Source organism: Actinophytocola xinjiangensis, assembly GCF_001921215.1.
In the GTDB taxonomy this organism is placed as follows: domain Bacteria; phylum Actinomycetota; class Actinomycetes; order Mycobacteriales; family Pseudonocardiaceae; genus Actinophytocola; species Actinophytocola xinjiangensis.
Window position 1 is genome coordinate 1 of the sequence record NZ_MSIF01000044.1, and the last position, 24,182, is coordinate 24,182.

The window sequence follows — 24,182 nt, forward strand, 5'->3', positions numbered from 1 at the left end:
GTCGCGTTGGCCGGTCGGGGCGGCGGCGAGATCAGCGAGGTCGGCGAGCAGAGCGTCGGCCTCGGCGAGTTCACCGGCGCGTCCGGCGGGCGGGTGCGGGTGGTCGAGGTGACCGCGCACCGGCCGACCGTGCCCGACGACCCGGGCGGGGCGGGCGTGCTGGTGGTGCTGACCGCCGGCACCCGCACGGCGTGGGAGCTGGTGGGGCTGGCGCAGGCGTGCGCGGACGCCGGGCAGGACGTGCTGGGCGTCGTGGTGGTCACGCCGACCGTCCCGGCGCGGCCGGAGCCGGTGGTACCGGCCGGCGCGGTCCTGGCGGGGTCACCGTGACCGCCCGGGCGACCGGCCAGACCGGTCAGCAACCGCTGCTCGACCTGGGGCGGCTGGTGGTCGCGGCCCGTCGGGGCCGGCGGCTGTGGCTGGCGTGCGGGCTGCTGGGGCTGATCGGCGGCGGGCTGCTGGCGGCGCTGCTGCCGGCGCCGCCGACGGCGGTGACCCGGGTACTGGTGATCCACGAGCAGGACCAGCCCTCGGACACCGGCAGCCTGATCCGCACCGACGCCGCGCTGGTGGCCACCACCCGGATCGCCTCGGCCGCCCTGAAGGAACTGGGCTCCGACCAGCGGCCGGAGGACTTCCTCAAGGAGTACACAGTCACCGGCCTGACCAACAACGTGCTGGAGATCAGCGCCGAGGGCGACACCCCCGCGCAGGCGCTGGCGCGGACCAGGGCACTGGCCGACGCGTTCATCGCCGACCACGTCGGCCGGGCGCGGTCGGCCGCGCAGGCCGAGGCCACGGCACTGACCGACCAGCGCGGGCGGATCGAGAAGGAGCTGGCCGGGGTCAACGCCGAGATCGGCCGGGTGGAGAACACCGACGGGGACACCGACGGGGCCGCTGGCCTGGACTCGCTCTACGCCCGCCGCGCCGAGCTGACCTCCCGGGTCTCCGACCTCACCCAGCAGGCCGAGCAGGCCGCGATCGGCGCGCCCCGGGTGGCCGCCGGCACCCAGGTCGTCGACGCGCCCGAGCCGGTGCCGGTGTCACTGGTCCGCGCGGCCGCCACCAACGGCGCGGTCGGCCTGGTCCTCGGGCTGGTCGCGGGCCTGGCGCTGGTGATGGTGACCGGTGTGGTCAAGGACCGGCCGGTGCTGCGCCGCGACGTCGCCGCGCACCTCGGCGCGTCGGTCATCGCCCAGCTGCCGGCCGGCCGACGCCGCCGGGCGACCCGGGAACGGGAACGGGTGGCCGGCACGCTGGCCAGGCTGGTGCGCGCCGGCCCGGCGCCGGTGTCGGTGCTGGAACTGGGCGCGGCGCGGGCCGCCGAGGCGCTGACCGTCGACCTCGCCACGACGCTGTCCGCCGACCGGGACGTGCTGGTGGTGGCCGAGCCGGCCGGCCGGATCGCCCTGGACGCGGGCCGGGCGCGGGTCGTCGGCGCCGGCGAGGCCGGGCCGGTGTGGCCGGGGCAGACCCGGATCGGCCTGGGCTCGGTCACCCCGGGAACGGCCTGGACCGACCTTCCGCACCTGGGCGTGGAGACCGTGCTGGTGGTGCGGGCCGGGTTCGCCGGCACCGAGTGGCTGCACACCGTGGCCCGCCAGCTCGCCGACGCGCGGATCCCGGTGATCGGCGTCGTGCTGGTCGACCCGGACCCGCGCGACCGCACCGACGGCACCCTCTGGGACGGCCTGCACACCGCCGTGCGCGGGCGGGCCGCGCCGCCGCCGGTTCACCAGCAGGTCAACGGCACCCGGCAGGACCTGCGCAGACTCACCGAGACACCGGGCTGAGAGGGACGAATCCATGTGCGGCATCGCGGGCACCTACCGGTGGCCGGCGGGCGGTCAGCTGACCGACCGGCTGACCGAGATCCTCGCCCACCGGGGCCCGGACGGCTCCGGCCGCTACCGGCACGAGGCCGGCGACGGCGAGGTCCACCTGGGCCACCGGCGGCTCTCGATCATCGACCTGTCGCCGACCGGCGCGCAGCCGATGGTCGCCGGCGGGCTGGCCATCACCTACAACGGCGAGCTGTACAACGCCCCCCAGCTGCGGCGTGAGCTGGCCGACGCCGGGGTGGTGTTCCGGGGCACCAGCGACACCGAGGTCCTGCTGGAGGCGTGGCGGCGCTGGGGCGTTGACTGCCTGCCCCGGCTGCGCGGCATGTTCGCCTTCGCCGTGTTCGACGAGCGCACCGGCGAGCTGACCCTGGCCCGCGACCAGCTGGGCATCAAGCCGCTGTTCCTGGTGCGCCGGGGCGACGGGCTGGTGTTCTCCTCGGAGTTGAAGGCGCTGGCCGCCGGGCTGGGCGACTCGCTGCACGTCGACGACGCGGCGATGGTCGCCTCGCTGCTGTACTACTGGGTTCCCGACGGGCGCTGCGCCTACCGGGAGGCCGAGAAGCTGCCCCCGGGCAGTTGGCTGACGATCCGGCCGGACGGGCGCACCGAGCGGGGCGTGTACTGGTCGCTGCGCGAGGTCGCCGAGCAGGCCGCGCACGACCCGGCACCGGATCTCGCGTGGATCGTCGAGGAGTCGACCAGGGCGCACCTGCTGGCCGACGTCCCCGTCGCCACGTTCCTGTCCGGCGGCCTGGACTCCAGCTACCTGACCGCGCTCGCGGCCCGGCACCGGCCGGGGATCTCCGCGTACACCATCGGTTTCCGCGCCGAGGACGCCCGGTTCGAGGCGATGCCCGACGATCTGCGCTACGCCAGGCTGGTCGCCGCCCGCTACGGCGTGGACCTGCACGAGATCGAGATCGCGCCGGACGTGCTCGACCTGCTGGGCACGATGACCTACCACCTGGACGAGCCGATCGGCGACCCGGCGGCGATCAACACGTACCTGATCTGCACGGCCGCCCGCGAGGCCGGGGTGAAGGTGATGCTGTCCGGGATGGGCGCCGACGAGCTGTTCGCCGGCTACCGCAAGCACTTCGCCAACCTGCTGGCGCTGCGCTACCAGAAGGTGCCGGCGGTCCTGCGGCGTCCGATCGGGACGGTCGTGGACCGGCTGCCGGTGGCCACCGCGCGGCGCGGGTACCGCTCGGTGCGCTTCGCCAAGCGGTTCCTGAGCTTCGCCGGGCTGGACGAGGAAACCGCGTTCCGCCGCAGCTACACCATGTACGACCGCGCCGAGCTGCTCGACCTGGTCAGCCCCGACCTGGCGTCCACCGTGGACGACGTGCTGACCGAGCACGCGGACACCTACCACGACACCGCGCTGACCGACCACGTCAACCGGATGTGCCTGGCCGACGCCCGGCTGTTCCTGCCCGGCCTGAACCTGGCCTACACCGACCGGTCGAGCATGGCCGCCTCCACCGAGGTGCGGGTGCCGTTCGTCGACGTCGACGTGGTGCGCGCGGCGTTCGCGCTGTCCGGCCGGGACAAGATCGCCGGCCGGCAGGGCAAGGCGGCGTTGAAGAAGGCCGCGCTCGGGGTGCTGCCCCGGGAGGTCGTGTACCGGCCCAAGGGGCTGTTCAGCGCGCCGCTGCGGGCCTGGATGAGCCGCGACCTGGCGCCGCTGGTCGACGAGGTCGTCCACGACGGCCTGTTGGTGCGTAACGGAATCCTGCGACGCGAGGCGCTGGCGCGGCTGGTCGAGCAGGACGCCAGCGGGGCCCAGGACCGGGCCAAGCACCTGTGGCACGTCCTGACGTTGGAGCACTGGTACCGGGGCGCCACCGCGCCGGCGAACACGTTGTCCGCATAGACGTTGTCCGCATAGACACAGGGGAAGCCCGTGAAGCAGGTCGTACAGAACTACCGCAGCGGCGAACTGGCGCTGCTGGACGTGCCGGAGCCGGCGGCCAAGCCGGGCGGGGTGCTGGTGCGCACCACGTACTCGCTGATCTCCACCGGCACCGAGCTGATGAAGGTGTCCGAGGCGTCCAAGTCGTTGCTGGGCAAGGCGAAGGCCCGCCCGGACCAGGTGGCGAAGGTCGTGGCGAGCGTGGCGACCAACGGGCTGGCCGCCACCTACCGCAAGGTCACCAGCAAGCTCGACTCCTACACCCCGCTCGGCTACTCCCTGGCCGGGCGGGTGGAGGCGGTCGGCGCCGGCATCGACGACGTCGCGGTCGGCGACCTGGTGGCCTGCGCCGGCAACGAGCACGCACTGCACGCCGAGCTGAACTGGGTGCCCAAGAACCTCTACGCGACGGTGCCCGCCGGCCTCGACCCCCGGCACGCGGCGTTCGGCACGGTCGGCGCCATCGCCATGCAGGGCGTGCGCCGGGGTGAGCCGCAGCTGGGGGACGTGGCGCTGGTGATCGGGCTGGGGCTGATCGGCCAGCTGGTCGTGCAGCTGCTGGTGGCCTCGGGCGTGCGGGTGGTGGGGGTCGACCCGGACCCGGCGCGCTGTGAGCTGGCGCAACGGCTCGGCGCGTGGTCGTGCGCGCACCCCGACTCCGGGGTGGTGGACACGGCGGTCGCCGAGCTGACCCGCGGGCACGGCGTCGACCAGGTGTACCTGGCGGCCGGCGGCGGCTCCAACGGTCCGGTGGAGCTGGCGGCCAGGCTCGCGCGGGACCGGGGCACGGTCGTGGACATCGGCAAGTGCTCGCTGGACCTGCCGTGGAACGCCTACTACGAGAAGGAGCTGGACGTCCGGTTCTCCCGCTCCTACGGGCCGGGCCGCTACGACCCGTCCTACGAGCTGGAGGGCCGCGACTACCCGATCGGGTACGTGCGGTGGACCGAGCGGCGCAACCTGGAGTGCTTCCTGGACCTGGCCGCCCGCGACCGGCTCGACCTGGAGCCGCTGGTCTCCCACGTCGCCGAGTTCGCCGACGCGGCGGCGACCTACGCCGAGCTGGAGTCGGGTGAGCGCAAGGCCGTCGCCGTGCTGTTCCGCTACCCGACCGCCGAGCCGGCCCCGACCGACACCGCCCTGTCGGTCCCGGTGCCGGCCGCCGGGTCCCGCCGCTGGCAGCGGCGGACCGGGGTGCTGCGTCTGGGGTTCGTCGGCGCCGGCAACTACGCCTCGTCGATGCTGCTGCCCCACCTGGCCCAGCGCGAGGACGTGCGGCTGGCGCACGTGGTGACCACCTCGGCGCTCTCGGCGGCCAACGCGCGGCGCACGTTCGGGTTCGGTGGCGCGTCGACCGAGCTGGACGACGTGCTGGCCGACGAGGACATCGACGCGGTGTTCGTGGTGACCAGGCACAGCTCGCACGCGGAGCTGGCGGCGCGGGCGCTGCGAGCCGGCAAGGCGGTGTTCGTGGAGAAGCCGCTGGCCCTGTCGCCCGAGGGTCTGGCGACGGTGCTGGACGCGGTCGAGGAGTCCGGCAACGACCGGTTGCAGGTCGGCTTCAACCGCCGGTTCGCGCCGATGCTGCGCGAGGCCCGCGCCCGGTTCGGCACCCGGGTCGGTCCGGCGTCGGTGCGTTACCTGGTCAACGCCGGCACCCTGGACCACGGCTCCTGGTACAACCGCGCCGACGCCGAGGGCACCCGGTTCGCCGGCGAGGGCGGGCACTTCGTCGACACGGTCAGCTGGCTGCTTGGCGAGGACCCGGTGTCGGTGTTCGCCACCGCCACCCCCGGCGGCGCGGACCTGCAGGTCGTGCTGCGCTACCCGGACGGCTCGACCGCCACGGTCTCCTACGTCACCAGCGGCGCCCCCGGTTTCCCGAAGGAGACCCTCGACCTGCTGGCCGACCGCAAGGTGCTGCGGCTGGACGACTTCCTGCGCGCCTCGGTGCACTTCTCCGGCCTGGCCAGGAAGCGGTGGGCCACGCCGAGGATCCCGCGCGGGCGGGACAAGGGCCAGCGCGCCGAGCTGGACGCGTTCCTGACCGCGCTCGCCACCGGCGGCCCGATGCCGGTCCCGCTCGCCTCGCTGGCCGCCACCACGCTGGCGACCCTGGCCGTGGAGACCTCCCTGGGCACCGGCGCCCCGGTGCGCCTGGGGGTCCGGTGACGTCTACAGGTTGGTACCTGCGGCGGCTGTCGCGGATGGGGCCGGCGGAGGTCGTCGGGCGGGCCGGGGACGTGTGGCGGCGGCGGCGTTGGCGGTCGGTGGCCGGGGAGCCGGTGGCGCCGAGGTGGCTGGCGGACCGGTCGTTCGCCACCGTGCCGGGGCTGGTCGACGCGGTGCCGGCGGACGCGCGGCTGCGGCTGCTCGCCACCGCCGACGAGCTGCTGGCCGGCCGCGCCGAGTACTTCGGCGTCGCGCGCACCGACCTGGTCGACCCCGACTGGTCGCACGACCCGAAGACCGGGCGCGGCGCCCCGCCCAGCGCCTACGCCTTCGACATCGCCTACCGCAGCGAGGACACCGTCGGCGACGTCAAGCAGCTGTGGGAGCCCTCCCGCCACCAGCACCTGACCGTGCTGGCCGCCGCCTACGCGCTGACCGGCGAGCAACGGTACGCCGTGCGGGTCGGCGAGCACCTGCGGTCGTGGTGGGCGGCGAACCCGCCGCTGCGCGGGGTGCACTGGGTCAGCGGCATCGAGCTGGGCATCCGGCTGCTGTCGTGGGTGTGGACCCGCCGGCTGCTCGACGGCTGGCCGGGCGCGCCGGCCCTGTTCGAGGACAATCCCGTCGCCGGACACCAGATCCGCCACCACCAGCGGTGGCTGGCAGCCTTCGGCAGCCGAGGCTCCTCGGCCAACAACCACGTGATCGCCGAGGCCGCCGGGCAGCTGGCGGCGTCGGCGGCGTTCGGCTGGTTCCCCGAGTCGGCCGGCTGGGGGGTGGCGGCGTTACGCACGCTGGACGACCAGTTGCGGCGCAACACCTTCGGCTCTGGCCTGAACCGGGAGCTGGCGACCGAGTACCACGGGCTGGTGCTGGAGCTGGGTCTGGCCGGGGCGCTGGAGGCGCACGCCGCCGGCATCACCGTCCCGCAGACCACCTGGCTGGTGCTGACCAGGATGTGCGACGCGCTCGCCGCGATCGTCGACGGCACGCTGCGCCCGCCCCGGCAGGGCGACGCCGACGACGGGCACGGCCTGGTCCTCGACGGCGCCGGCACCCACCGCTGGGGTTCGCTGCTGGCCACCGGCGCCGCGCTGTTCGGCGCCCGCGACTGGTGGCCGGCGGTCCCCGGCACCGACGTCCGCACCCCGCTGCTCACGGCCCTGGGCACGGCGGCGGGAACGACGGCAGGCACGACGGCAGGCAGGACGCTGGGCACCGGGGTGCCGGTGGCGTTCGCCCGTCCGGCGGTCCGGCCCACGCACCTGCCCGACGCCGGGCTGACCGTGCTGCGGTCGCGGACCACCGGCGGCGGCGAGATCTGGTGCCGCTGCGACGGCGGCCCGCACGGGTTCCTGTCGATCGCCGCGCACGCGCACGCCGACGCGCTGTCACTGGAGGTGCGCCACGACGGCGTCGACGTCCTCGCCGACCCCGGAACCTACTGCTACCACGGCGAACCCGAGTGGCGGCGCTACTTCCGGTCCACGCTGGGGCACAACACCCTGGAGCTGCACGGGCGGGACCAGTCGGTCTCCGGCGGGCCGTTCCTGTGGACCAGGCACGCCACCACCGGCGTGCTGGCCGCCGAGGCCGGGCGCTGGCAGGCCGAGCACGACGGCTACGCGCCGGACGTGCACCGCCGCACGGTCGAGCTGTCCGGCCAACTGCTGCGGATCGTCGACGAGGTGAGCGCGGCGGTGCCCGGGCGGCTCGCCTTCCACCTCGGCCCGACGGTCACCGTCGCCCTGCACGGGCACACCGCCCGCCTCGACTGGCCCACCGGCGGCGCGGTCCTCGCCCTGCCGGCGGAGCTGACCTGGCGCGCCCACCACGGCCAGCAGGACCCGCCGCTGGGCTGGTACTCGCCGGGCTTCGGTGTCCGGGTGCCGGCGACGACCCTGGTCGGCACCGGCACCGTGCGCGCCCCGCTGACCACCCTGCTGCGCTTCGACGGCTGAGGCGGAGGACTGCTGTGGACACCCGGTCACTGGTCGCCGTGCTCTTCCTGCCGGTGATGCTGCTGGCGGCCTGCACGAGCGCCCCGCAACCCGGCGCCGAGACCGGCGACGGGCCGGCGGGCGCGGTGCCGGCGGTGTGCGACCACCTCGAACCCGGTCCGCGCGCCGCGCCGGCCGGGGCGGTGACCGTCGACCCGACCGTCGACGGCGCCCTGTCCGAGCTGACCATGGCCAACCCGCCGGGCACCACGTTCTGGCTGGCCCCCGGCCGGCACACGCTGACCACCGACCTCTACGGCCAGGTCATCCCCAAGGACGGCAACAGCTACCTCGGCGCGCCCGGCGCGGTGCTCGACGGGCAGGGCAGGAACCTGTTCGCGTTCACCCAGCCCGCGCGCGAGGTCACCATCCGGTACCTGACCATCCAGGGCTTCGCCGCCCCGCACAACCAGGGCGTGGTCAACCACGACTCCGGCGAGGACTGGGTGATCGAGCACAACACCATCCAGCGCAACGACGGCGCCGCGATGATGGCCGGCGCCCGCCAGCGGATCGTCGGCAACTGCCTGCGGGACAACGGCCAGTACGGCATCAACGCCTACAGCGAGGGCAACACGATCACCGGCCTGGTGGTCGAGGGCAACGAGATCGTCGGCAACAACACCGGCGACTGGGAGCGCCGCCGGCCAGGCTGCGGCTGCACCGGCGGGGTCAAGTTCTGGGCGGTCGACGGCGCCGACGTGCGGCGCAACTGGGTGCACGACAACCGGGGCCCCGGCCTGTGGGGCGACATCAACAACAACGACTTCCTCATCGAGAACAACCTCATCGAGGACAACGACGGCGCCGCGATCGTCTACGAGGCCAGCTACAACGCGATCATCCGGGGCAACACCATCCGGGCGAACAACTGGGTGGAGGGCAAGGACTTCGCCGGCCGGGGCGACCCGTTCCCGGTGGCCACCATCTACGTCTCCGAGTCCGGCGGCGAGCCCCGGCTGGACGCACGCACCGACCGGATCGACATCACCGGCAACCTGCTGGAGAACAACTGGTCGGGGATCACCGCGTGGGAGAACGCCGACCGTTTCTGCAACAGCCCGGCCAACCCCAGCGGCGACTGCACCGCCCTGGTGCCCGACGCGGCGACCTGCGCCCAACCGGCGATCACCCGGCCGCCGCTCTACGACGACTGCCGGTGGAAGACCCAGCGGCTCTCGGTGCACGACAACCGGTTCGTGCTCGACCCGACGGTGGTGACCTGCGAGTCGCTGTGCACCAGGATGGCGGTGCTGGCCAACTACGGCACCTACCCGGAGTGGTCGCCGTACATGGGTGAGGTGGTCGGCGAGGCCATCACCTTCCACCAGGACAACCGCTGGTACGACAACAGCTACTCCGGCCCGTGGACGTTCTTGGCCCACGACACCGACCGGGTGCTCACGCACACCGCGTGGCAGGCGCGGCCCTACGGGCAGGACGAGGGCAGCACGTTCGTCCCGGGCGGTGGCTGAGGTGGCCGGCCCCGGGACCAGTTCCGCGCCCACCGACCGGCTGGCCGGCACCGGGCCGGTCGACCCGCCGAAGCTGGTCGGCGTGGCGTGGGCGCTGCTGGTGGTGAACACCCTCGGCTCGCAGGGCGCGCAGACGTTCCTGCCGGTGCCCCAGCCGGTGTACCAGCTGGTCACCATGGGGTCGCTGCTCGGCGCGTTCGGCCTGGCGCTGGTGCTCAACCCGAGGGTGCGGCTGCGGCCCAACGCGTACCTGCTGCTGCTGAGCCTGCTGCTGGTGGTCAGCGTCGTGGCCACGGTCGGGCAGGAGGTCGGCTTCGGCGGGCTGTTCCGCTGCTGGCGGCTGGCGATGTTCCTGGCCACGCTGTGGCTGCTGACCCGCTGGTGGGACGGCACGCTGGCGTTCGTCCGCTACCACATCCGGGGCTACGCGGCCGTGCTGGTGACCGTGGTCGTCGGGCTGGTGGTGGCGCCGGGGCTGGCGCTGCCGGAGACCTACGGCGGGCGGCTGACCGGCGCGCTGTGGCCGCTGACGCCCCCGCAGGTCGGCCAGTACGCGGCGGTGGTCGCCGGGCTGACGCTGGTGCTGTGGCTCTCGCGGCGCACCGACCACGTCAGCACGCTGGCGATCGCGCTGCCGGCGGTCGGGCTGGTCCTGTTGTCCTACACCAGGACCGCGACGCTGGGTCTGGTCGTCGGGCTGGTGGTGGCCGGGGTGAGCCTGGCCCTGACGACCTCGCGGGCGCGCCGGTTCATCGCGGGGGCAGCGGTGACCGGCGCGCTGGTCGCGGTGGCCTTCGCCGGCGCCGTGCAGACCTGGTTCCTGCGCGGGCAGGACGAGGAGAACTTCGCGAACCTGACCGGCCGGCAGAAGGTCTGGGACGCGCTGCTGGGCGCCGAACGCACGCCCAGCGAGCTGGCGTTCGGTACCGGCCTTGGCAACAAGTCCTTCGACGGGCTGCCGATCGACAGCGGCTGGCTGGCCGTCTACCAGGAGCAGGGCCTGGTCGGCGTGGCGATCGTCGCCGCGTTCCTGCTGACGCTGCTGGCCGTGGCGTTCCTGCGTCCGCCATCGCCCGCGCGGGCGTGCGCGGTGTTCCTGATCGCCTACTGCCTGATGGCCTCCTACACCGAGGTCGGGCTCGGTGACGCCTCGCCCTACCTGCTGCACCTGGCGGTCGCGGCGTCCCTGCTCGGCCCCCACCCCACCCCACGAACGGAGCTGACACGATGAACCTGGCGCGGCGCCTGCACCACCTGATCGGCGATCCCGACCAGCGGAACTCCTTCTCCAGCCGGCGGCGCTCGCTGCGCTTCCAGGAGCTGCTGCGTCGCTTCCCCGACCTGCGCTCGATGCGGGTGCTCGACCTGGGCGGCACCCCGGAGTTCTGGCGGTCCGCGCCGGTGGCCCCGGCCTACGTCACCACCGTCAACCTGGACCCCAAGTACGACCCGGACGAGTCGTGGTTGGACCACGTGGTGGCCGACGCGTGCGAGCAGGCGACCCTGGGCAAGACCCCCGGCGACTACGACTTGGTGGTGTCCAACAGCCTCATCGAGCACGTCGGCGGCTACCAGCGGCGGCGGGACTTCGCCGAGGTGGTGCGGGCGGCGGCGCCGGCGCACTGGGTGCAGACCCCCAACCGGTACTTCCCGGTGGAGCCGCACTACGTGGCGCCGGGGTTCCAGTTCCTGCCGGTGCGCACCCGCGCGCGGCTGGTCAGCCGCTGGCCGCTGGCCCACGAACGGGTGTACACGGTCGAGGACGCGCTGGCGCAGGTGCTGACCATCGACCTGGTGAGCACGGCGGAGCTGCGCCACCTGTTTCCCGGCTCGGACATCTGGCACGAGCGCCTGGGCGGGCTGTCCAAGTCGATCGTCGCGGTGAAGGCGTGAAGGTTCTGGTCGTGCACAACCGCTACCGCTCGGGCCAGCCGAGCGGGGAGAACGCGGTGGTCGACCAGGAGGTGGCGTTGTTGGCCGGCGCCGGCCACGAGGTGTCCCTGTTCGAGCGGCACAGCGACGACATCGCGGCGATGTCGTTGCCCGCCAAGGCCTCGGTGCCGCTGCGGGTGCCGTGGAACCCGGCGGCGCGCGGGGCGCTGGCGACCCGGCTGGCGCGGGAGCGGCCGGACGTGGTGCACCTGCACAACACGTTCCCGCTGCTGTCGCCCTCGGTGCTGGCGGCGTGCGCGGACGCGGGCGTGCCGGTGGTCGCCACGCTGCACAACTACACGCTGGTGTGCACGCCGGGAACCCTGTTCCGGGACGGGAAGGTCTGCCGGGACTGTGTCGGCGGCTCGCCGCTGCCGGCGGTGCGCCACGGCTGCTACCGGGGTTCGGCGGTGGCGACCGTGCCGGGCGCGGTCAGCCAGGTGCTCAACCGGCGGCGCTGGCGCACCGGGGTGTCCCGGTTCTTCTGCATCTCGGCCGCGCAGCGTGAGCTGCTGGTGGCCGCCGGGCTGCCGGCCGCGCGGCTCGTGGTCAAGCACAACTTCGTGCCCGACCCGGGGGTGCGGCGCGCCGGGGCCGGCGAGCACGTGCTGTTCCTCGGGCGGCTCGCCGAGGAGAAAGGTGTGCGGCTGCTGATGGCGGCCTGGGAGCGGGCCGGGGTGGGGCTGCCGCTGGTGGTGGCCGGCACCGGGCCGCTGGAGCGGGAGGTGGCGGCGTGGGCCGCCGGCCGCGACGACGTGCACTACGTGGGGCTGGCCGACCGGGCGCGCTGCCGGGAGCTGACGGCGCGGGCGGCGGCGGTGGTCGCGCCGTCGGAGTGGCTGGAGACCTTCGGTCTGGTGGTGGTGGAGGCGATGGCGGCCGGGGTGCCGGCGGTCGCGGCGGGGCACGGCGCGTTCGTCGAGCTGCTCGGAGACGGGACGGGGTTGCTGCACCGGCCGGGCGACGCCGGCTCGCTGGCCGACGCGCTGGCCGCGATCGTCGAGCCGGGACGCAACGCGGCGCTGGGGGCGGCCGCGCGTCGCCGCTACGTTCGGGACTTCACGCCGGAGGTCGGACTGTCCCGCCTGCTGTCCGGGTACGAGGCCGCGGTGGGTCACTCGCTACGGTAACCCCATGGCGTGGACCAAGCGCACGCAGCGACCACCGGCCGACACCTACTCCCAGCTCGCCCGCGCGGTCGACGCCGTCTACGCGGCGATCAGGGCGAGTGAGGTCCCCGCACTCGGTACGGCCATCGACGAGCTGACCGCCGGGATCGGCCGGTTACCCGACGACGAGCCGAACATCGGTGTGTACCAAGCGGTTCTGGGTTTCGCACTGGCCCGGCGGTACCGGTTCACCGGTGAGGTGGACGACCTGCGGGCCGGCATCGACCACGGCGAGCTGGCCCTGGACGCGCTGCCGGCCGACGACCCGCAGCGGCACAAGGTGCTCCTCCAGTTGTCCAACCACTACGTCGATCTGTTCCGGGTGGACGACGAACTGTCCGATCTGGACGCCGCGATCGAGCTGGCCGAGGAGCACCTGGAGCTGGCGCCCCAGGACGATCCGGAGTTGGCGGAGAAGCTGTACAACCTCGCGGTGGCCTACCGCTGGCGCCATGAGCGCACCGGCGACGTCGACGACCACGACTCGATGCTGGAGCTGTGCGAGGAGGCGCTGACCGCCCCCGCGATGCCCGGGGTGCGGCACGGCGACGTGCGGGCGTGGCTGCGCAACGGGTACTTCGACCGCTACCTGCGCGAGGGCGTGTTCGAGGATCTGGACACCGCCGCCCGCCACGGCGAGCGCTGTCTGGCCGAGACGGCGGCCGACGACCCGGAGCGGGTCCCCCGGCTGTTCCTGCTGGCCCTGGTCTACCAGCACCGTTTCGACCTGACCGGGGACCTCGCCGACGCCGACTCGATGGCCCGGCGGGCCGACGCCGCGGTGGCGCTGGGCGACCCGGACGCCCCGAGCTGGCCCTCGCTGCTGGCGATGGCCGCCGAGGGGCACCGCCGCAAGTTCGACCGGCTGGGCACCCGGGCCGACCTCGACGCGGCCATCGACGGGCTGGAGCGGGCGGTCGCCGCGCTCGACCCGGACGACCAGCGGCGGGCCCGCTGGCAGGCCAACGCCGGCCTGGACCACCTGGCGCGCTTCCGGCTCACCGGCGACGAGGCGTCGCTGCGGACGGCGGTGGACCGGCTGGAGTCGGCGTGTGCGGCGATCCCCGAGGACCACCCCGACCACATCGACTGTCAGGGCAAGCTGGCGATGGCCTACCAGGCGCGGTTCGAGCTGACCCGCGACGACGATGACCTGGCGGCCAGCATCACGCTCAACGAGCGGGTGGTCGCCGGCACCGAACCGGCCGAGGGCGGCGCCCACGTCCCGGCGCTGGTGAACCTGGCGGCCGACCTCCTGGAGCGCTACCACCACCTGGGCGACCCGGCCGACCTGGACACCGCCATCGGCTTCGGGCAGCGGGCGTTGCCGCTGCTGCCGGAGACCGGCGCGGACCGCAGCGCCTGCCTGTCCAACGTCGCGGTGGGCCACCGCCGCCGCTACGACCGGTTCGGCGCCGGCGCGGACCTGGACGCGGCGATCGTCCTGGGCGAACAGGCCGTGGCGGCGCTGCCCGATGACCACCCGCAGCGCCCACCACGGCTGGGCAACCTGGCGCTCGCCCACGCCCAGCGGTTCCGCCGCACCGGCTCCACCGGGGACCTGGACACCGCGATCGAGCACGGCGGGCAGGCGGTCGCCGGCCTGCCGGACACCGGGGACCGGGCGCGTTTCCGGCTCGCCCTGGGCGTCCACCACCGGGAGCGGTTCGTGGCCGGCGGCGACCCCGAGGACCTGGCGCGGGCGGTCGAGCTGGCCGAGCAGGGTCTGGCCGGCGCCACCGGGGACACCCCGGAGTGGGCCGAGCACGCGGCCGCGCTGGCCGGCGCCCTGCTCGCCCGGTACCGGCACGCGGGCGAGCAGGCCGACCTGGACGCCGCGATCGACACCATGGAGCGCGCGGCCGTCCACGGGTCGGTGAACTACCTGGGCAACCTGGCCATCGCCTACGGCGAGAAGGCCGACCGGCTGCCCGATGGCACGGTCGAACGACTCGTCGAGGGGGTCCTGTCGGCCGCCGACGACGTGCTGGCCTCGGAGCTCTCGGCCGCCCAGCAGAACGTCGGCACGCTGGCGTTGCGCGCGGGCGAGCCGACCGCCGCGGCCAGGGTGCTGGCGGCGGCGGTGCGGGCGCTGCCCCGGTGCGCGCCGCGCGGGCTGGAGTGGTCCGACCAGGAGTTCCAGCTGGCGCCCCGGCGCGGCCTGGTCGGCGACGCGATCGCCGCCCAGTTGGCGGCCGGTGACGTCGAGGGCGCGCTGGAGCTGGCCGAGCTGGGGCGCGGCGTCCTGCTGGGCAACCAGCTCGACGCCCGCGCCGGCACCGGTGGCCTGGCGGGCGCCGACCCGGAGCTGGCCGCCGAGTTCGACCGGGTGTGCGCCGAGCTGGACCTGCCGCGCCCGCCGGAGCTGGACACCGTGCGGGCCGCCGCGTGGCTGTCGCGACGAAGAGCGGCGGCCGGCGAGTGGGACGAGTTACTCGACCGGATCCGCGCCCTGCCCGACTTCGCCGACTTCCTCGCCCCGCCGCGTGCGCGGGACCTGCGGGCGGCTGCGACCGGCGGAACGGTCGTGCTGGTCAGCGTCGGCCATACCGTCGGCCACACCGTCGGCCAGCCGGGTGGCGACGCGATCCTGGTCCGCCCCGACGGCCTGACCCATCTGCCGCTGCCCGGCCTGGACGCCGGCGAGGTTCGCGCCAGGGTCGCCACGCTGACCGGCGTCACGGTCGCCGACGAGGGCGGCGGTTCGCTCACCCGCCCGGTGCCGGCCGACCCGGGCCTGCTGTCCTGGCTGTGGGAGACGATCACCGGCCCGGTCCTCGACGCCCTGGGCCACACCGAGCCGTCCGACGAGCCGCCTCGGGTCTGGTGGGTGCCGACCGGCCTGCTGGGCCTGCTCCCGCTGCACGCCGCCGAGCGTCCCGGCGGCCCGTCGGCCCTGGACCGGGTGACCAGCTCCTACGCCCCCACCGTCCGGTCCCTGCTGCACGCGCGGGCCAGGCCCGCCGGCACCGGCGGCCGGCTCACGGTCGCGATGCGCCACACCGCCGGGCTCCCCGACCTGCCGGGCACCACGGCCGAGGCCGAGGCGCTGCGCACCCGCCATCCGGACACGGTCGCCCTGGCCGACGCGACGGCCACCGCCGGCGCGGTGCTGGCCGCGTTGCCGGCGGCGAGCGTCGCGCACTTCGCCTGCCACGCCACCAGCGACCCGGCGGCCTCGGCCGGCAGCGGCCTGCACCTGCACGACGCCCTGCTGACCGTTCCCGAGGTGGCGCGGCTGCGGCTGTCCGGCGCGGAGCTGGCCTACCTGTCGGCGTGCTCGACCGGGCGCGGCGGCGTGGTCACCGCCGACGAGGCGATCCACCTGGGCTCGGCGTTCCAGCTGGCGGGCTTCCGGCACGTGGTCGCCACGCTGTGGCCGGTGTCCGACGCGGTCGCGGCCTCGGCGGCCCAACGGTTCCACGAGCTGCGCGACCAGGACGTCCCGCCCGCGCAAGCGCTGCACCGGGTGGCCAGGCGGCTGCGCGCCGAGCACCCCCGCGACCCCCGGCTGTGGGCACCCTTCGTCCACAGTGGACCGTAGGGCGAAACACCGGTGGCCGGCGCGACGATGCCCCTGTCGTGCGTGTCTCCTGGCGGGTCGCCCTCGCCCTCATCTCGCTGGGTGCCGCGCTGACCGTGGCGGTCCTCGGCGTGCTGTTCGCCGGCGCCACGGCCGGCACCGGCGTGGACGAGTGGGCGCGCTCGACGCTGCTGGGCGCCGGATCCCCCTGGCACCAGCTGGCGCTGGCGGTGGACTTCACCGCCGAACCGGTCGGCGGCGCGCTGACCATCGGCCTGCTGGTGCTGGCCTGCCTGGTCACCGGCCACCGCCGGGGCGCCGTACTGGCGATCGTGGGCACCGGCGGCTCGATCGCCGTCACCACCGCGCTCAAACCCCTGGTGGGCCGGGAGATCAACGGCGGGTTCCTGGCCTTCCCCAGCGGCCACACCGCGACCGCCACCGCCGTGGCCCTGGTCGCGATGCTGGTGTTCACCCGCCGCCGCGTGCTCACCGCGCTGGTCACCCTCGCCGCCGGGGCCGCCATGGCCTGGGCGCAGGTGCTGCTCAATGCCCACTACGCCACCGACACCCTCGGCGGGTTCGCCACCGCGCTGGCCGTCGTGCCGGCGACCGCGCTGGTCCTCACCCGCCCTCAGGCGTAGCGGCGGAACACCGGGCGCACCGGCCGCCCACCCAGCCACGGCGTCGGGTCACCGGCGTCCAGCGCCCGGCGGTACACCGCGCAGGCGCGGGCCACCACGTCCACCGTGTACTCCAGGTCCACGTCCGACAGCGCGCTGCTGACCACGAACGACGGGCCCAGCACGCCACCACTGACCAGCTGGCGCAGGAACAGCGTCCGGTAGGCCTGCGAGGGTTGGCCGTCGCCGTCGAGCGTGCCGAACACCAGGTTCGACTCGCGGCCGCGCACCACCACGTGGTCGGCCACCCCGGCCGCCCGCGCCGCCGCGCGCACCCCGGCCGCCAGCCGGGTGCCCAGCACGTGCAGCTGCTCGGCGATGCCCTCCCGGTCGTAGGTCTGCATCACCGCCATCGCCGCGGCCAGCGAGTGGCTCTCGGCGCCGTGCGTGGTGGACAGCAGGAACACCCGCTCCCGGTGGTCCCGCAGCCCACCGAGCTCCATCAGCTCACGTTTGCCGGCCAGCGCCGCCACGGCGAACCCGTTGCCCAGCGCCTTGCCGAACGTCGACAGGTCCGGCGTCACCCCGTACACGCCCTGTGCCCCGGACTCCGACCAGCGGAACCCGGTGATCATCTCGTCGAAGACCAGGACCACGCCGTGGCGGGTGCACAGCTCACGCAGGCCGCGCAGGTAGCCCGGCGGCGGGTCGGCCTGGGTCGCGGCCTCCAGCACCAGAGCGGCGATCCGCCCGTCGTGCTCGGCGAACAGCGCCTCCACGGCCGGCAGGTCGCCGTAGGGGAAGGTGACGGTGAGGTCGGCGATCGCGCGCGGCACCCCGGCCGCCATCGCCGTGGTCGCCACGAACCAGTCGTCGGTGGCGAAGAACGGCTGGTCGGCGCACAGCGCGACCAGGTCGCGGCCGGTGGCCGCGCGGGCCAGCCGCACGGCGGCGGTGGTCACGTCCGAGCCGTTCTTGGCGAACTTCACCATCTCGGCGGTCGGCACGGTCGCCAGGAACATCTGCGCGGCGTCGATCTCCAGCCGGCTGGGCCGCACGAAGTTCGACCCCAGCTCCAGCTGCGCGCGCACCGCCTCGGTGACCCGGGGGTGCACGTGCCCGAGGCTGACCGACCGCAGCCCGGAGCCGTACTCGACGTAGGAGTGCCCGTCGACGTCCCACACGTGCGCGCCGCGCCCGTGCGAGATCACCGGCGCGAGGCCCTCGGGGTACTGGTCCTCGCCCTTGGCGTAGGTGTGCGCGCCGCCGGGCACCAGGTCGTGCAGCCGTTTGTTGGCCTCCCGCGAGTGGGGCAGGTCCGGTGTCCTCATGGCAGTTCCTCCAGCACCGAATCCGTCAGTGAGGCCAGCGGGCTGGCCTGTCTGTCCCGGTCGGACAGCAGCGCGACCGGCAGCGGCCACGGGATGGCCAGGTCCGGGTCGTCGTGGGCGATCGCCACGTCCTCGCGCGGGTCGTGGCGGCGGTCGATGCGGTAGGACACGTCGGCCGGGTCGGTCAGCGCCTGGAACCCGTGCGCGCAGCCGGCCGGCACGTACAGCGAGACCTGGGTGTCGCCGGAGAGCACGATGTGCAGCTGTTTGCGGTGGGTCGGCGAACCCGGCCGCAGGTCGACGACCACGTCGAACACCCGCCCGGCCGAGCAGCGCACCAGCTTCGCCTCCCCCGCGCCCGACCGCAGGTGCATCCCGCGCAGCACGCCCCGGCGCGACCGGGACACGCTGTCCTGCACGAACGCGTCCGGGTCGAGGCCGGCGGCGCGCACCACGTCGGCGTCGAAGGTGCGGGAGAAGAACCCGCGCTCGTCGCCGTGCGGGGTCGGCTCGAACAGCAGCGCCCCGGCGATCTCGGGGACCGGCCGGGCCCTCACGAGGCCACCATCGCCGAGAGCGCGGCGAACTGCTCGTCGAGCAGCTGGCGCTGGTATTTGGCCGCCACCAGCAACGCGGCCGACACCTCCTGCGCGCGCCGGCACAGGTCGGCGACCTGCGCGCGGACCAGGTCGACGTCGAAGTCGCGGATCGAGTGGCTGAACCCGGGCAGGCCCATGGTGTCCATCAGCGCGGCGTTCTTGGCGGCGTAGCCAAGCGACACGACCGGCCGGCCGAGCCCGAGCGCGCACAGCACGTTGTGGTACCGGCTGGCGACCACCACGTCCACGCCGGCCAGTTCGGCCAGCAGTTCGTCCACTGTGGACGCGTTGGCGGCGCTGACCGGCGCGTCCGGCAGGGCGGCGACGACCGCGTGCGCGACCGCGAGGTCCATCCGGTCGCCGGTGAGCAGCCGCACGGCCCGGCCGTCGCCGGTCAGCCCCCGCACCAGCTCGATGAGCCTGGCCAGGTAGTCGTCGTGGATCCGGTCGGCGTGCGCCCGGTCGCCCGGCCCGCCCCGGTAGGCCATCACCCCGACCCCGACCACCCCGGTACCACCGGGCGCGTCCGGCCCCGGCAGGGCGAACGCCAGGTCCGGGTACACCCGGTCGGCGCGCACGTCGACGCCCAGGGCGGCCAGCGCGTCGCGCGACCCGGTGTCCCGGTAGGACCGGTAGGTCGCCAGCCGCGCCGCGCGCACCACGAACCAGCGCACCCCCGGCTGACGGATCGGCCCGGCGCCAACGCTGACCAGCGCCACCGGCGTGCCGAACAGCCGCCCGGCCAGGCACAGCACGAACAGCGAGTACGGGAAACCCCACGGCCGCAGGGGAAGCGTCGCTTCCAGCACGCCCATCCCCGGCACGATCACCACGTCGTGGCGGCGGACCCAGGCGGCCGTGCGCACGAGTTCCCCGAGCTTGGCCACGGCCTTGGCCACCGCCGAGCGCACCCCGGACGCGGTGGTGAACTCGGTCGTGCGGTACAGCGCCGTGGCCTCCAGCCCGAACGTCGCACGCACCTGGTCGGGGCCGCCGCACAGCGCGTCGATCCTGGCGTGCGGGTGCGCGGCGCGCAGGTGCCCGAGCATCGCCAGCAGCGACGCGTCGTTGCCCAGGTTGCCCGAGCCCAACAGCCCGAACAGGCCGATCCCGCTCACCCGAGCCGCCGGTCCCGCCCGGCGACGATCGCGTCGACGAGCAGCGGCTCGGTGGTGACCGGCGCGCGGTCCTCCACCCGGTGGGTGCGGTGCGGGCGCGCCCGGCTGCCCAGCCAGGACGCCAGGTGCCGATAGCACTCGCGGCGCTGGCGCCCGGTCAGCGGCGCCCGGTTGATCGCCCCGGCGAAGCCAAGCACGTAGTCCGACAGCAGCCGCACCGTCGGGTGCCGCAGCCGGTCGGCGCGGCGCGGGTCGAGGTTGGCGCAGCGCGACCGGATCGTCGGGTTGGCCCGCTCGGCCCGGTCGGGGTGGTCGCGGCGGAAGAACAGCAGCTCCGGGACCTGGCGGAACGGCCCGTGCAGGGCGATCTCGGCGACGAACGTGCGGTCGGCGTGGTGGTAGCTGTCGTGCGGGCGGACCCGGCGCAGCACCTCGGTGCGGATCACGCCGTAGAAGTCGTCGCCGCCCGGCTCGAACAGCAGACTGCGGAAGCGTTGCGGGGCGTGCGGCGAGTCGGTGGCCAGCCGGTAGTCGAAGGTCACGGTGACCGCGCCGTCGCCGTCGATGATGGCCTGCCCGGCGTGCGCGAGCACCGCCTCGGGGTGCTCGTCGAGTTCGCGCACACACCGGGCCAGCAGCTCCCGGCCGTACAGGTCGTCGTGCGAGGCCCACTTGAACAGCTCGCCCCTGGCCAGGGTGAACACGTGGTTGTGGTTGGGCGCCGCGCCGATGTTGCGTTCCAGCTTCAGGTAGCGCACCCGCGAGTCCCTGGCGACGTAGTCGCGGGCGACCTGTTCGGTGGCGTCGGTGGACGCGTTGTCGGTGATGATCAGCTCGAAGTCGTGGAAGGTCTGGCCGAGCAGCGCGTCCAGCGACTCGGCGAGGAACTCCTCGCCGTTGTAGACCGGCAGGCCGATGCTCAGCCGTGGCACCGTGTTCATCTCGTCCCCATCTCCGCTGGTACTCGGTCAGGTTCGTGCTCACGCAGCGCCGCCCGCAGGTGCGCCCACCAGGCCAGCGCCCCGCACCACATGGCGATCGCCGACCCCCAGGCCGCGCCGGGCGCCCCGGCGGCGGCCGCGCCGGCCAGCGCGGCGCCCAGGTAGCCGGCCGAGGCCAGCAGCTGGGCGCGCAGACTCCGCCGCGCGGCGCCCAGCGCCCGCAGCCCCGCGCTCGCCCCGGCCACCACACCGGCCCCGGTCACCGACAGCGACACCGGCAGGATCAGCGCGGACGCCGGCCCCCACACGTCGTCGAGCACCAGCTCGCCCAGCGTGTCGGGCACCGCGAACAGCAGCGCCGCTCCCCAGCTCGCCGCCGCCAGCGCCTGCACCCCGCCCAGCGCCAGGCAGAACCGGGCGAGCCGGTGCGGGGCCTGGCGCAGCACCCGCGCCGCCTCCGGCACGGCGACCAGGTTCAGGCCCATCAGCAGCGCCAGGAACGGGCCGAGCAGCAGCTCCGCGCCCCGCAGGGCGCCGACGTCGGCCAGGCCGGCGATCGCGCCGAGGCCGTACATCCGCAGCTGCCCGGCGCCGGAGTTGCTGACGTTCTCCACCAGGTAGCGCGTGCCGAGTTCGCGGTGCGCGCGCACCCAGTCGCCGACCCCGCCCGGCGTGGGCCGGATCCCGCTCTGCCACCACCCGCAGCCGGCGGCCACCACCGACGAGCCGCCCCAGGCCAGCACGAACGCCCACACCTGGCCGTGCGCCGAGGCGACCAGCAGCGCCGGCACCATCGCGCCCGCCCAGGCCAGGTCGTTGAGCAACGCGCGCCGCCCGGTGCCGGCGGCGAAGAACGCGAACCGCCAGCTGTCCTGCAGCAGCATCGCCGGGGCGACCACCCCGAGCGCCACGAACGCCGCCCCCAGCTGCCCACCGATCACCAGCCCGGCGAGCACGCTCACCACCCCGAACGCGAGGCCGACGGCGATCGCCGTGCCGGCGGCGCGCGCGGTCGCCCGCGCCCACGTGCCGTGCTCGACGCCGGAGAAACGCACCACCAGCGGGTCGGTCGCCAACCCCCGCGAGACGTTGAGCACCACGCCGTAGGTCACCCAGGCCAGGCTGAACAGCCCGAACCCGGCCACCCCCAGTTCCCGCGCGACGAACACCCCGACGACGAAGTTCGTCATGCTCGACAGTGCCTGGTCACCCAGTCCCCAGGTCAGCCGCCCGGCCAACCCCCTCACGGGGCGTCCTTCAGCAATCCGGCGGCCAGCAACGCGTCAGCGGCGGCGGCCACCGACGTGAACGGCAGGCCGGCGCGTCGCGCGGTGTCCAGCAGGGAGTGCTGGCCGTCGGCCAGGTTGAGCACCCAGAGCATCGCCAGCTGGGCGTCGTGGGCGTCGCTGCGCCCGCCGAGGGAGTCGTAGAGCCCACGCCGGCCCAGCTGCGGCTCGCCGTAGGGCGACAGGTTGACGTAGCGCCGGTCCCGGTCCAGCACCGCCACCGCCTCCCGCAGCACCTCCAGGGTGTCCACCATGGACTCCGGGCTGACGAGGTCGGGGTTGTCGCCGGAGGTGTGGTACTCGGGGTAGCCGGCGTAGGGGGTGCGGGTCAGCGAGCCGACCCCCAGGTCGAAGCCGGGTGAGCAGTACTGGCGCTCGTCGTAGCCGTAGGGCGTGAACTCGCGGATCTCGTGCGGGCGGTCGCGCAGCACGTACTCCATTACCTGGTCGATCGGCGCGTCGCCCCGGCGACTTCTCTTGTAGGTCAACGATCCCCGGTCGCCGGCGCAGGCCAGCACGATCCCGTGCCGCACCCGGTCGATCCGCTGCGCGTTGCGCGCGAGCCAGGTGATGGCGCCGATCGTGCCGGGCGCGAAGACGAACCGGTAGGTGTAGTAAGGGTTCTCCAGCGACAGCGCCAACCCGACGGCGACCGCGATCCCCGCCAGGTTGTCGTTGGCCAGCGACGGGTGGCACACGTGGGCGCTGACGATCACCTCGTCCTCGACCTGCCCCGGCACGACGTGTTCGGCGTAGGTCAGCGAGCCGTCGGCCAGCGTCGAGTCGACACACACCTCGTACTCGCCGTCCGGCAGAGAGTCCAATGTGGACTGTGCGAGGCAGAAGCCCCAGGTCGGCGCGTAGTAGCTGGTGCGGTACGGCACGAGTGCTGGCTGGTCGGGCAGCGTGTGCAGGTGCTCGCGCAGCTCCGCCAGCGGCAGCCGGGTCGCCACCGGCACGCTGTAGCCCACCACGTGCAGGTTCGACTCCCGGAAGTCGATCACCCGCCGGCCGCTCGCGTCGGCGACGTAGGCGTCGCGGATGTTCCACTCCTGGGGCACCGTCCAGTCCAGCACCGGCGTCCCGGTCGGCACCTCGTGCACGGTCAGCGGCAGGTGCTCGCCGACGATCGCCAGCGTCTGCCGCACGCCGTCGCCGGTGATGCTGCGGCACAACGGGTACAGCCGCGACACCAGCGTGTGCATCCAGGGGCCGGTGGTCATCTGGCGGGTTGCGCGGCGGGCCGCAGGGACTGGTCCGCGGCGCCGTGTTCGCGCAGCCAGGTCAACCGGGTGAACCGCTGGTCGAAGTCCTCGCGGGTCAGGCCGTGGCGCCGGTAGGCCTCGATCAGCTCCCGCGCGCCGTCACGCACCGACCAGGCACAGGCGAACCCGGGGACCGCCGCGCGGAAACGGGCGAAGTCGACCCGGTAGGAACGCGGGTCGGCGCCGGCCTCCCCGGTGATCCGCAGCCGCGACCCTGGCACCGCCTCGACCACCTCGGCGGCGATCTGCGCGACCGTCACGTTGTTGGCCTCGGTGCCGATGTTGAACGCCCGGTCGTGCACCGCCTCGCGCGGCGCCTCCAGCGCCGCCAGGAACGCCGAGGCGATGTCACGGGCGTGCACCAGCGGCCGCCACGGCGTGCCGTCGGAGAGCACCAGCACCTCCCCGGACAGGTGCGCGTGCCCGACCAGGTTGTTCAGCACGATGTCCGCGCGCAGCCGGGGCGAGAAGCCGAACGCGGTGGCGTTGCGCAGGTACACGGGGGTGAAGTCGCCGTCGGCCAGCTCGTGCAGGTCGTCCTCGACGCGGACCTTGGACTCCGCGTACGGGGTCACCGGCCGCAGCGGCGCGTCCTCCCCGACCAGCTCGTCGCCGCCGGCCGCCCCGTACACCGAGCAGGTGGAGGCGTAGAGGAACCGGGAGACACCGGCGTCGCGGGCCAGCCGGGCCAGGCGCACGGCGGCGTGGTGGTTGATGTCGTAGGTCAGCTCGGGGGCCAGCGCGCCGAGCGGGTCGTTGGACAGCGCCGCCAGGTGCACCACGGCGTCCACACCGGACACCTCGGCGGCGGTGACGTCCCGCAGGTCGACGGTGTGACCGGGCGGGTCGGTGGGGGCCGGGCCGAGCACGCACCGGTCGAACAGGCCGGAGTCCAGCCCGACCACGTCGTGGCCGGCTGCCGTGAGCACCGGCGCCATCACGGTGCCGAGGTAGCCGAGGTGACCGGTCAGCAGCACACGCATCGT

The 24,182-nt window shown here is 74.5% G+C and carries 17 protein-coding genes and 1 pseudogene; 11 read left to right on the forward strand and 7 right to left on the reverse strand.

The genetic code is table 11. The features are described from left to right. The 11 genes and pseudogenes from BLA60_RS44490 to BLA60_RS40770 form a co-directional block, all read left to right on the forward strand. A pseudogene (locus BLA60_RS44490) lies at positions 1-330 on the forward strand (hypothetical protein); the annotation flags it as partial. Further along, complete coding sequence (locus BLA60_RS40725; RefSeq protein WP_075138457.1) at positions 327-1,796, forward strand: Wzz/FepE/Etk N-terminal domain-containing protein; 1,470 nt, start codon at positions 327-329, stop codon at positions 1,794-1,796. The pseudogene BLA60_RS44490 and the gene BLA60_RS40725, both read left to right, overlap by 4 nt. Before the next feature lie 13 nt (positions 1,797-1,809). Further along, a complete protein-coding gene (asnB, locus tag BLA60_RS40730; protein ID WP_075138458.1) occupies positions 1,810-3,723 on the forward strand; it encodes an asparagine synthase (glutamine-hydrolyzing) in 1,914 nt (637 codons plus the stop codon). 30 nt (positions 3,724-3,753) lie between these two features. Beyond that, entirely contained in the window at positions 3,754-5,934 is a 2,181-nt protein-coding gene (locus BLA60_RS40735; RefSeq protein ID WP_075138459.1) for a bi-domain-containing oxidoreductase, read from the forward strand. Next, positions 5,931-7,895 carry a heparinase II/III family protein gene (locus BLA60_RS40740; protein ID WP_245812499.1) on the forward strand — a complete coding sequence of 655 codons (1,965 nt, stop codon included), beginning with the start codon at positions 5,931-5,933 and terminating at the stop codon, positions 7,893-7,895. Before BLA60_RS40735 ends, BLA60_RS40740 begins: the two co-directional genes overlap by 4 nt. Positions 7,896-7,951: 56 nt before the next feature. Then, a complete protein-coding gene (locus tag BLA60_RS40745; protein ID WP_075138483.1) occupies positions 7,952-9,409 on the forward strand; it encodes a right-handed parallel beta-helix repeat-containing protein in 1,458 nt (485 codons plus the stop codon). A gap of 1 nt (position 9,410) precedes the next feature. Then, positions 9,411-10,640, forward strand: a complete 1,230-nt coding sequence (locus tag BLA60_RS40750) for an O-antigen ligase domain-containing protein (RefSeq protein ID WP_342744826.1) — start codon at positions 9,411-9,413, stop codon at positions 10,638-10,640. Then, positions 10,637-11,302, forward strand: a complete 666-nt coding sequence (locus BLA60_RS40755; RefSeq protein ID WP_075138461.1) for a class I SAM-dependent methyltransferase — start codon at positions 10,637-10,639, stop codon at positions 11,300-11,302. The genes BLA60_RS40750 and BLA60_RS40755 overlap by 4 nt, the downstream gene beginning before the upstream one ends. Next, on the forward strand, positions 11,299-12,471 hold the full coding sequence (locus BLA60_RS40760) for a glycosyltransferase (protein WP_075138462.1): 1,173 nt from the start codon (positions 11,299-11,301) through the stop codon (positions 12,469-12,471). Before BLA60_RS40755 ends, BLA60_RS40760 begins: the two co-directional genes overlap by 4 nt. 4 nt (positions 12,472-12,475) lie before the next feature. Beyond that, positions 12,476-16,054, forward strand: coding sequence for a CHAT domain-containing protein (locus BLA60_RS40765; RefSeq protein WP_075138463.1), 3,579 nt, complete (start codon positions 12,476-12,478; stop codon positions 16,052-16,054). A 38-nt stretch (positions 16,055-16,092) separates the two neighbouring features. Beyond that, positions 16,093-16,677, forward strand: coding sequence for a phosphatase PAP2 family protein (locus BLA60_RS40770; protein WP_075138464.1), 585 nt, complete (start codon positions 16,093-16,095; stop codon positions 16,675-16,677). Here the strand turns inward: BLA60_RS40770 and BLA60_RS40775 are convergent. Genes BLA60_RS40775 through BLA60_RS40805 form a run of 7 tightly spaced genes read right to left on the reverse strand, consistent with a single transcriptional unit; the run spans position 16,668 to position 24,179 of the window. Then, positions 16,668-17,987 (reverse strand): glutamate-1-semialdehyde 2,1-aminomutase, encoded by a 1,320-nt coding sequence (locus BLA60_RS40775; protein WP_075138465.1) that lies wholly within the window; start codon positions 17,985-17,987, stop codon positions 16,668-16,670. The two genes, BLA60_RS40770 and BLA60_RS40775, sit on opposite strands and share 10 nt — an antisense overlap. Further along, complete coding sequence (gene rfbC, locus BLA60_RS40780; protein ID WP_075138466.1) at positions 17,984-18,544, reverse strand: dTDP-4-dehydrorhamnose 3,5-epimerase; 561 nt, start codon at positions 18,542-18,544, stop codon at positions 17,984-17,986. The genes BLA60_RS40775 and rfbC overlap by 4 nt, the downstream gene beginning before the upstream one ends. After that, positions 18,541-19,704, reverse strand: a complete 1,164-nt coding sequence (locus BLA60_RS40785) for a polysaccharide pyruvyl transferase family protein (protein WP_075138467.1) — start codon at positions 19,702-19,704, stop codon at positions 18,541-18,543. The genes rfbC and BLA60_RS40785 overlap by 4 nt, the downstream gene beginning before the upstream one ends. Beyond that, complete coding sequence (locus BLA60_RS40790; RefSeq protein ID WP_075138468.1) at positions 19,701-20,645, reverse strand: glycosyltransferase family 2 protein; 945 nt, start codon at positions 20,643-20,645, stop codon at positions 19,701-19,703. Before BLA60_RS40790 ends, BLA60_RS40785 begins: the two co-directional genes overlap by 4 nt. Continuing rightward, positions 20,642-21,883: an MATE family efflux transporter gene (locus BLA60_RS40795; RefSeq protein WP_211289022.1), complete on the reverse strand. Its 1,242-nt coding sequence runs from the start codon at positions 21,881-21,883 to the stop codon at positions 20,642-20,644. Before BLA60_RS40795 ends, BLA60_RS40790 begins: the two co-directional genes overlap by 4 nt. A gap of 5 nt (positions 21,884-21,888) precedes the next feature. Next, complete coding sequence (locus BLA60_RS40800; RefSeq protein ID WP_075138470.1) at positions 21,889-23,154, reverse strand: DUF4910 domain-containing protein; 1,266 nt, start codon at positions 23,152-23,154, stop codon at positions 21,889-21,891. Next, positions 23,151-24,179, reverse strand: coding sequence for an NAD-dependent epimerase/dehydratase family protein (locus tag BLA60_RS40805; RefSeq protein WP_075138471.1), 1,029 nt, complete (start codon positions 24,177-24,179; stop codon positions 23,151-23,153). Before BLA60_RS40805 ends, BLA60_RS40800 begins: the two co-directional genes overlap by 4 nt. Between the last annotated feature and the right edge of the window lie 3 nt (positions 24,180-24,182).

Excerpts from the sequence above, each read along its gene's own strand:
- asnB (WP_075138458.1), top strand. The coding sequence starts at position 1,810 with ATGTGCGGCATCGCGGGCACCTACCGGTGGCCGGCGGGCGGTCAGCTG.
- BLA60_RS40745 (WP_075138483.1), top strand. The coding sequence starts at position 7,952 with ATGCTGCTGGCGGCCTGCACGAGCGCCCCGCAACCCGGCGCCGAGACC.
- BLA60_RS40755 (WP_075138461.1), top strand. The coding sequence starts at position 10,637 with ATGAACCTGGCGCGGCGCCTGCACCACCTGATCGGCGATCCCGACCAG.
- BLA60_RS40765 (WP_075138463.1), top strand. The coding sequence starts at position 12,476 with ATGGCGTGGACCAAGCGCACGCAGCGACCACCGGCCGACACCTACTCC.
- BLA60_RS40775 (WP_075138465.1), bottom strand. The coding sequence starts at position 17,987 with ATGAGGACACCGGACCTGCCCCACTCGCGGGAGGCCAACAAACGGCTG.
- BLA60_RS40790 (WP_075138468.1), bottom strand. The coding sequence starts at position 20,645 with ATGAACACGGTGCCACGGCTGAGCATCGGCCTGCCGGTCTACAACGGC.
- BLA60_RS40800 (WP_075138470.1), bottom strand. The coding sequence starts at position 23,154 with ATGACCACCGGCCCCTGGATGCACACGCTGGTGTCGCGGCTGTACCCG.
- BLA60_RS40805 (WP_075138471.1), bottom strand. The coding sequence starts at position 24,179 with ATGCGTGTGCTGCTGACCGGTCACCTCGGCTACCTCGGCACCGTGATG.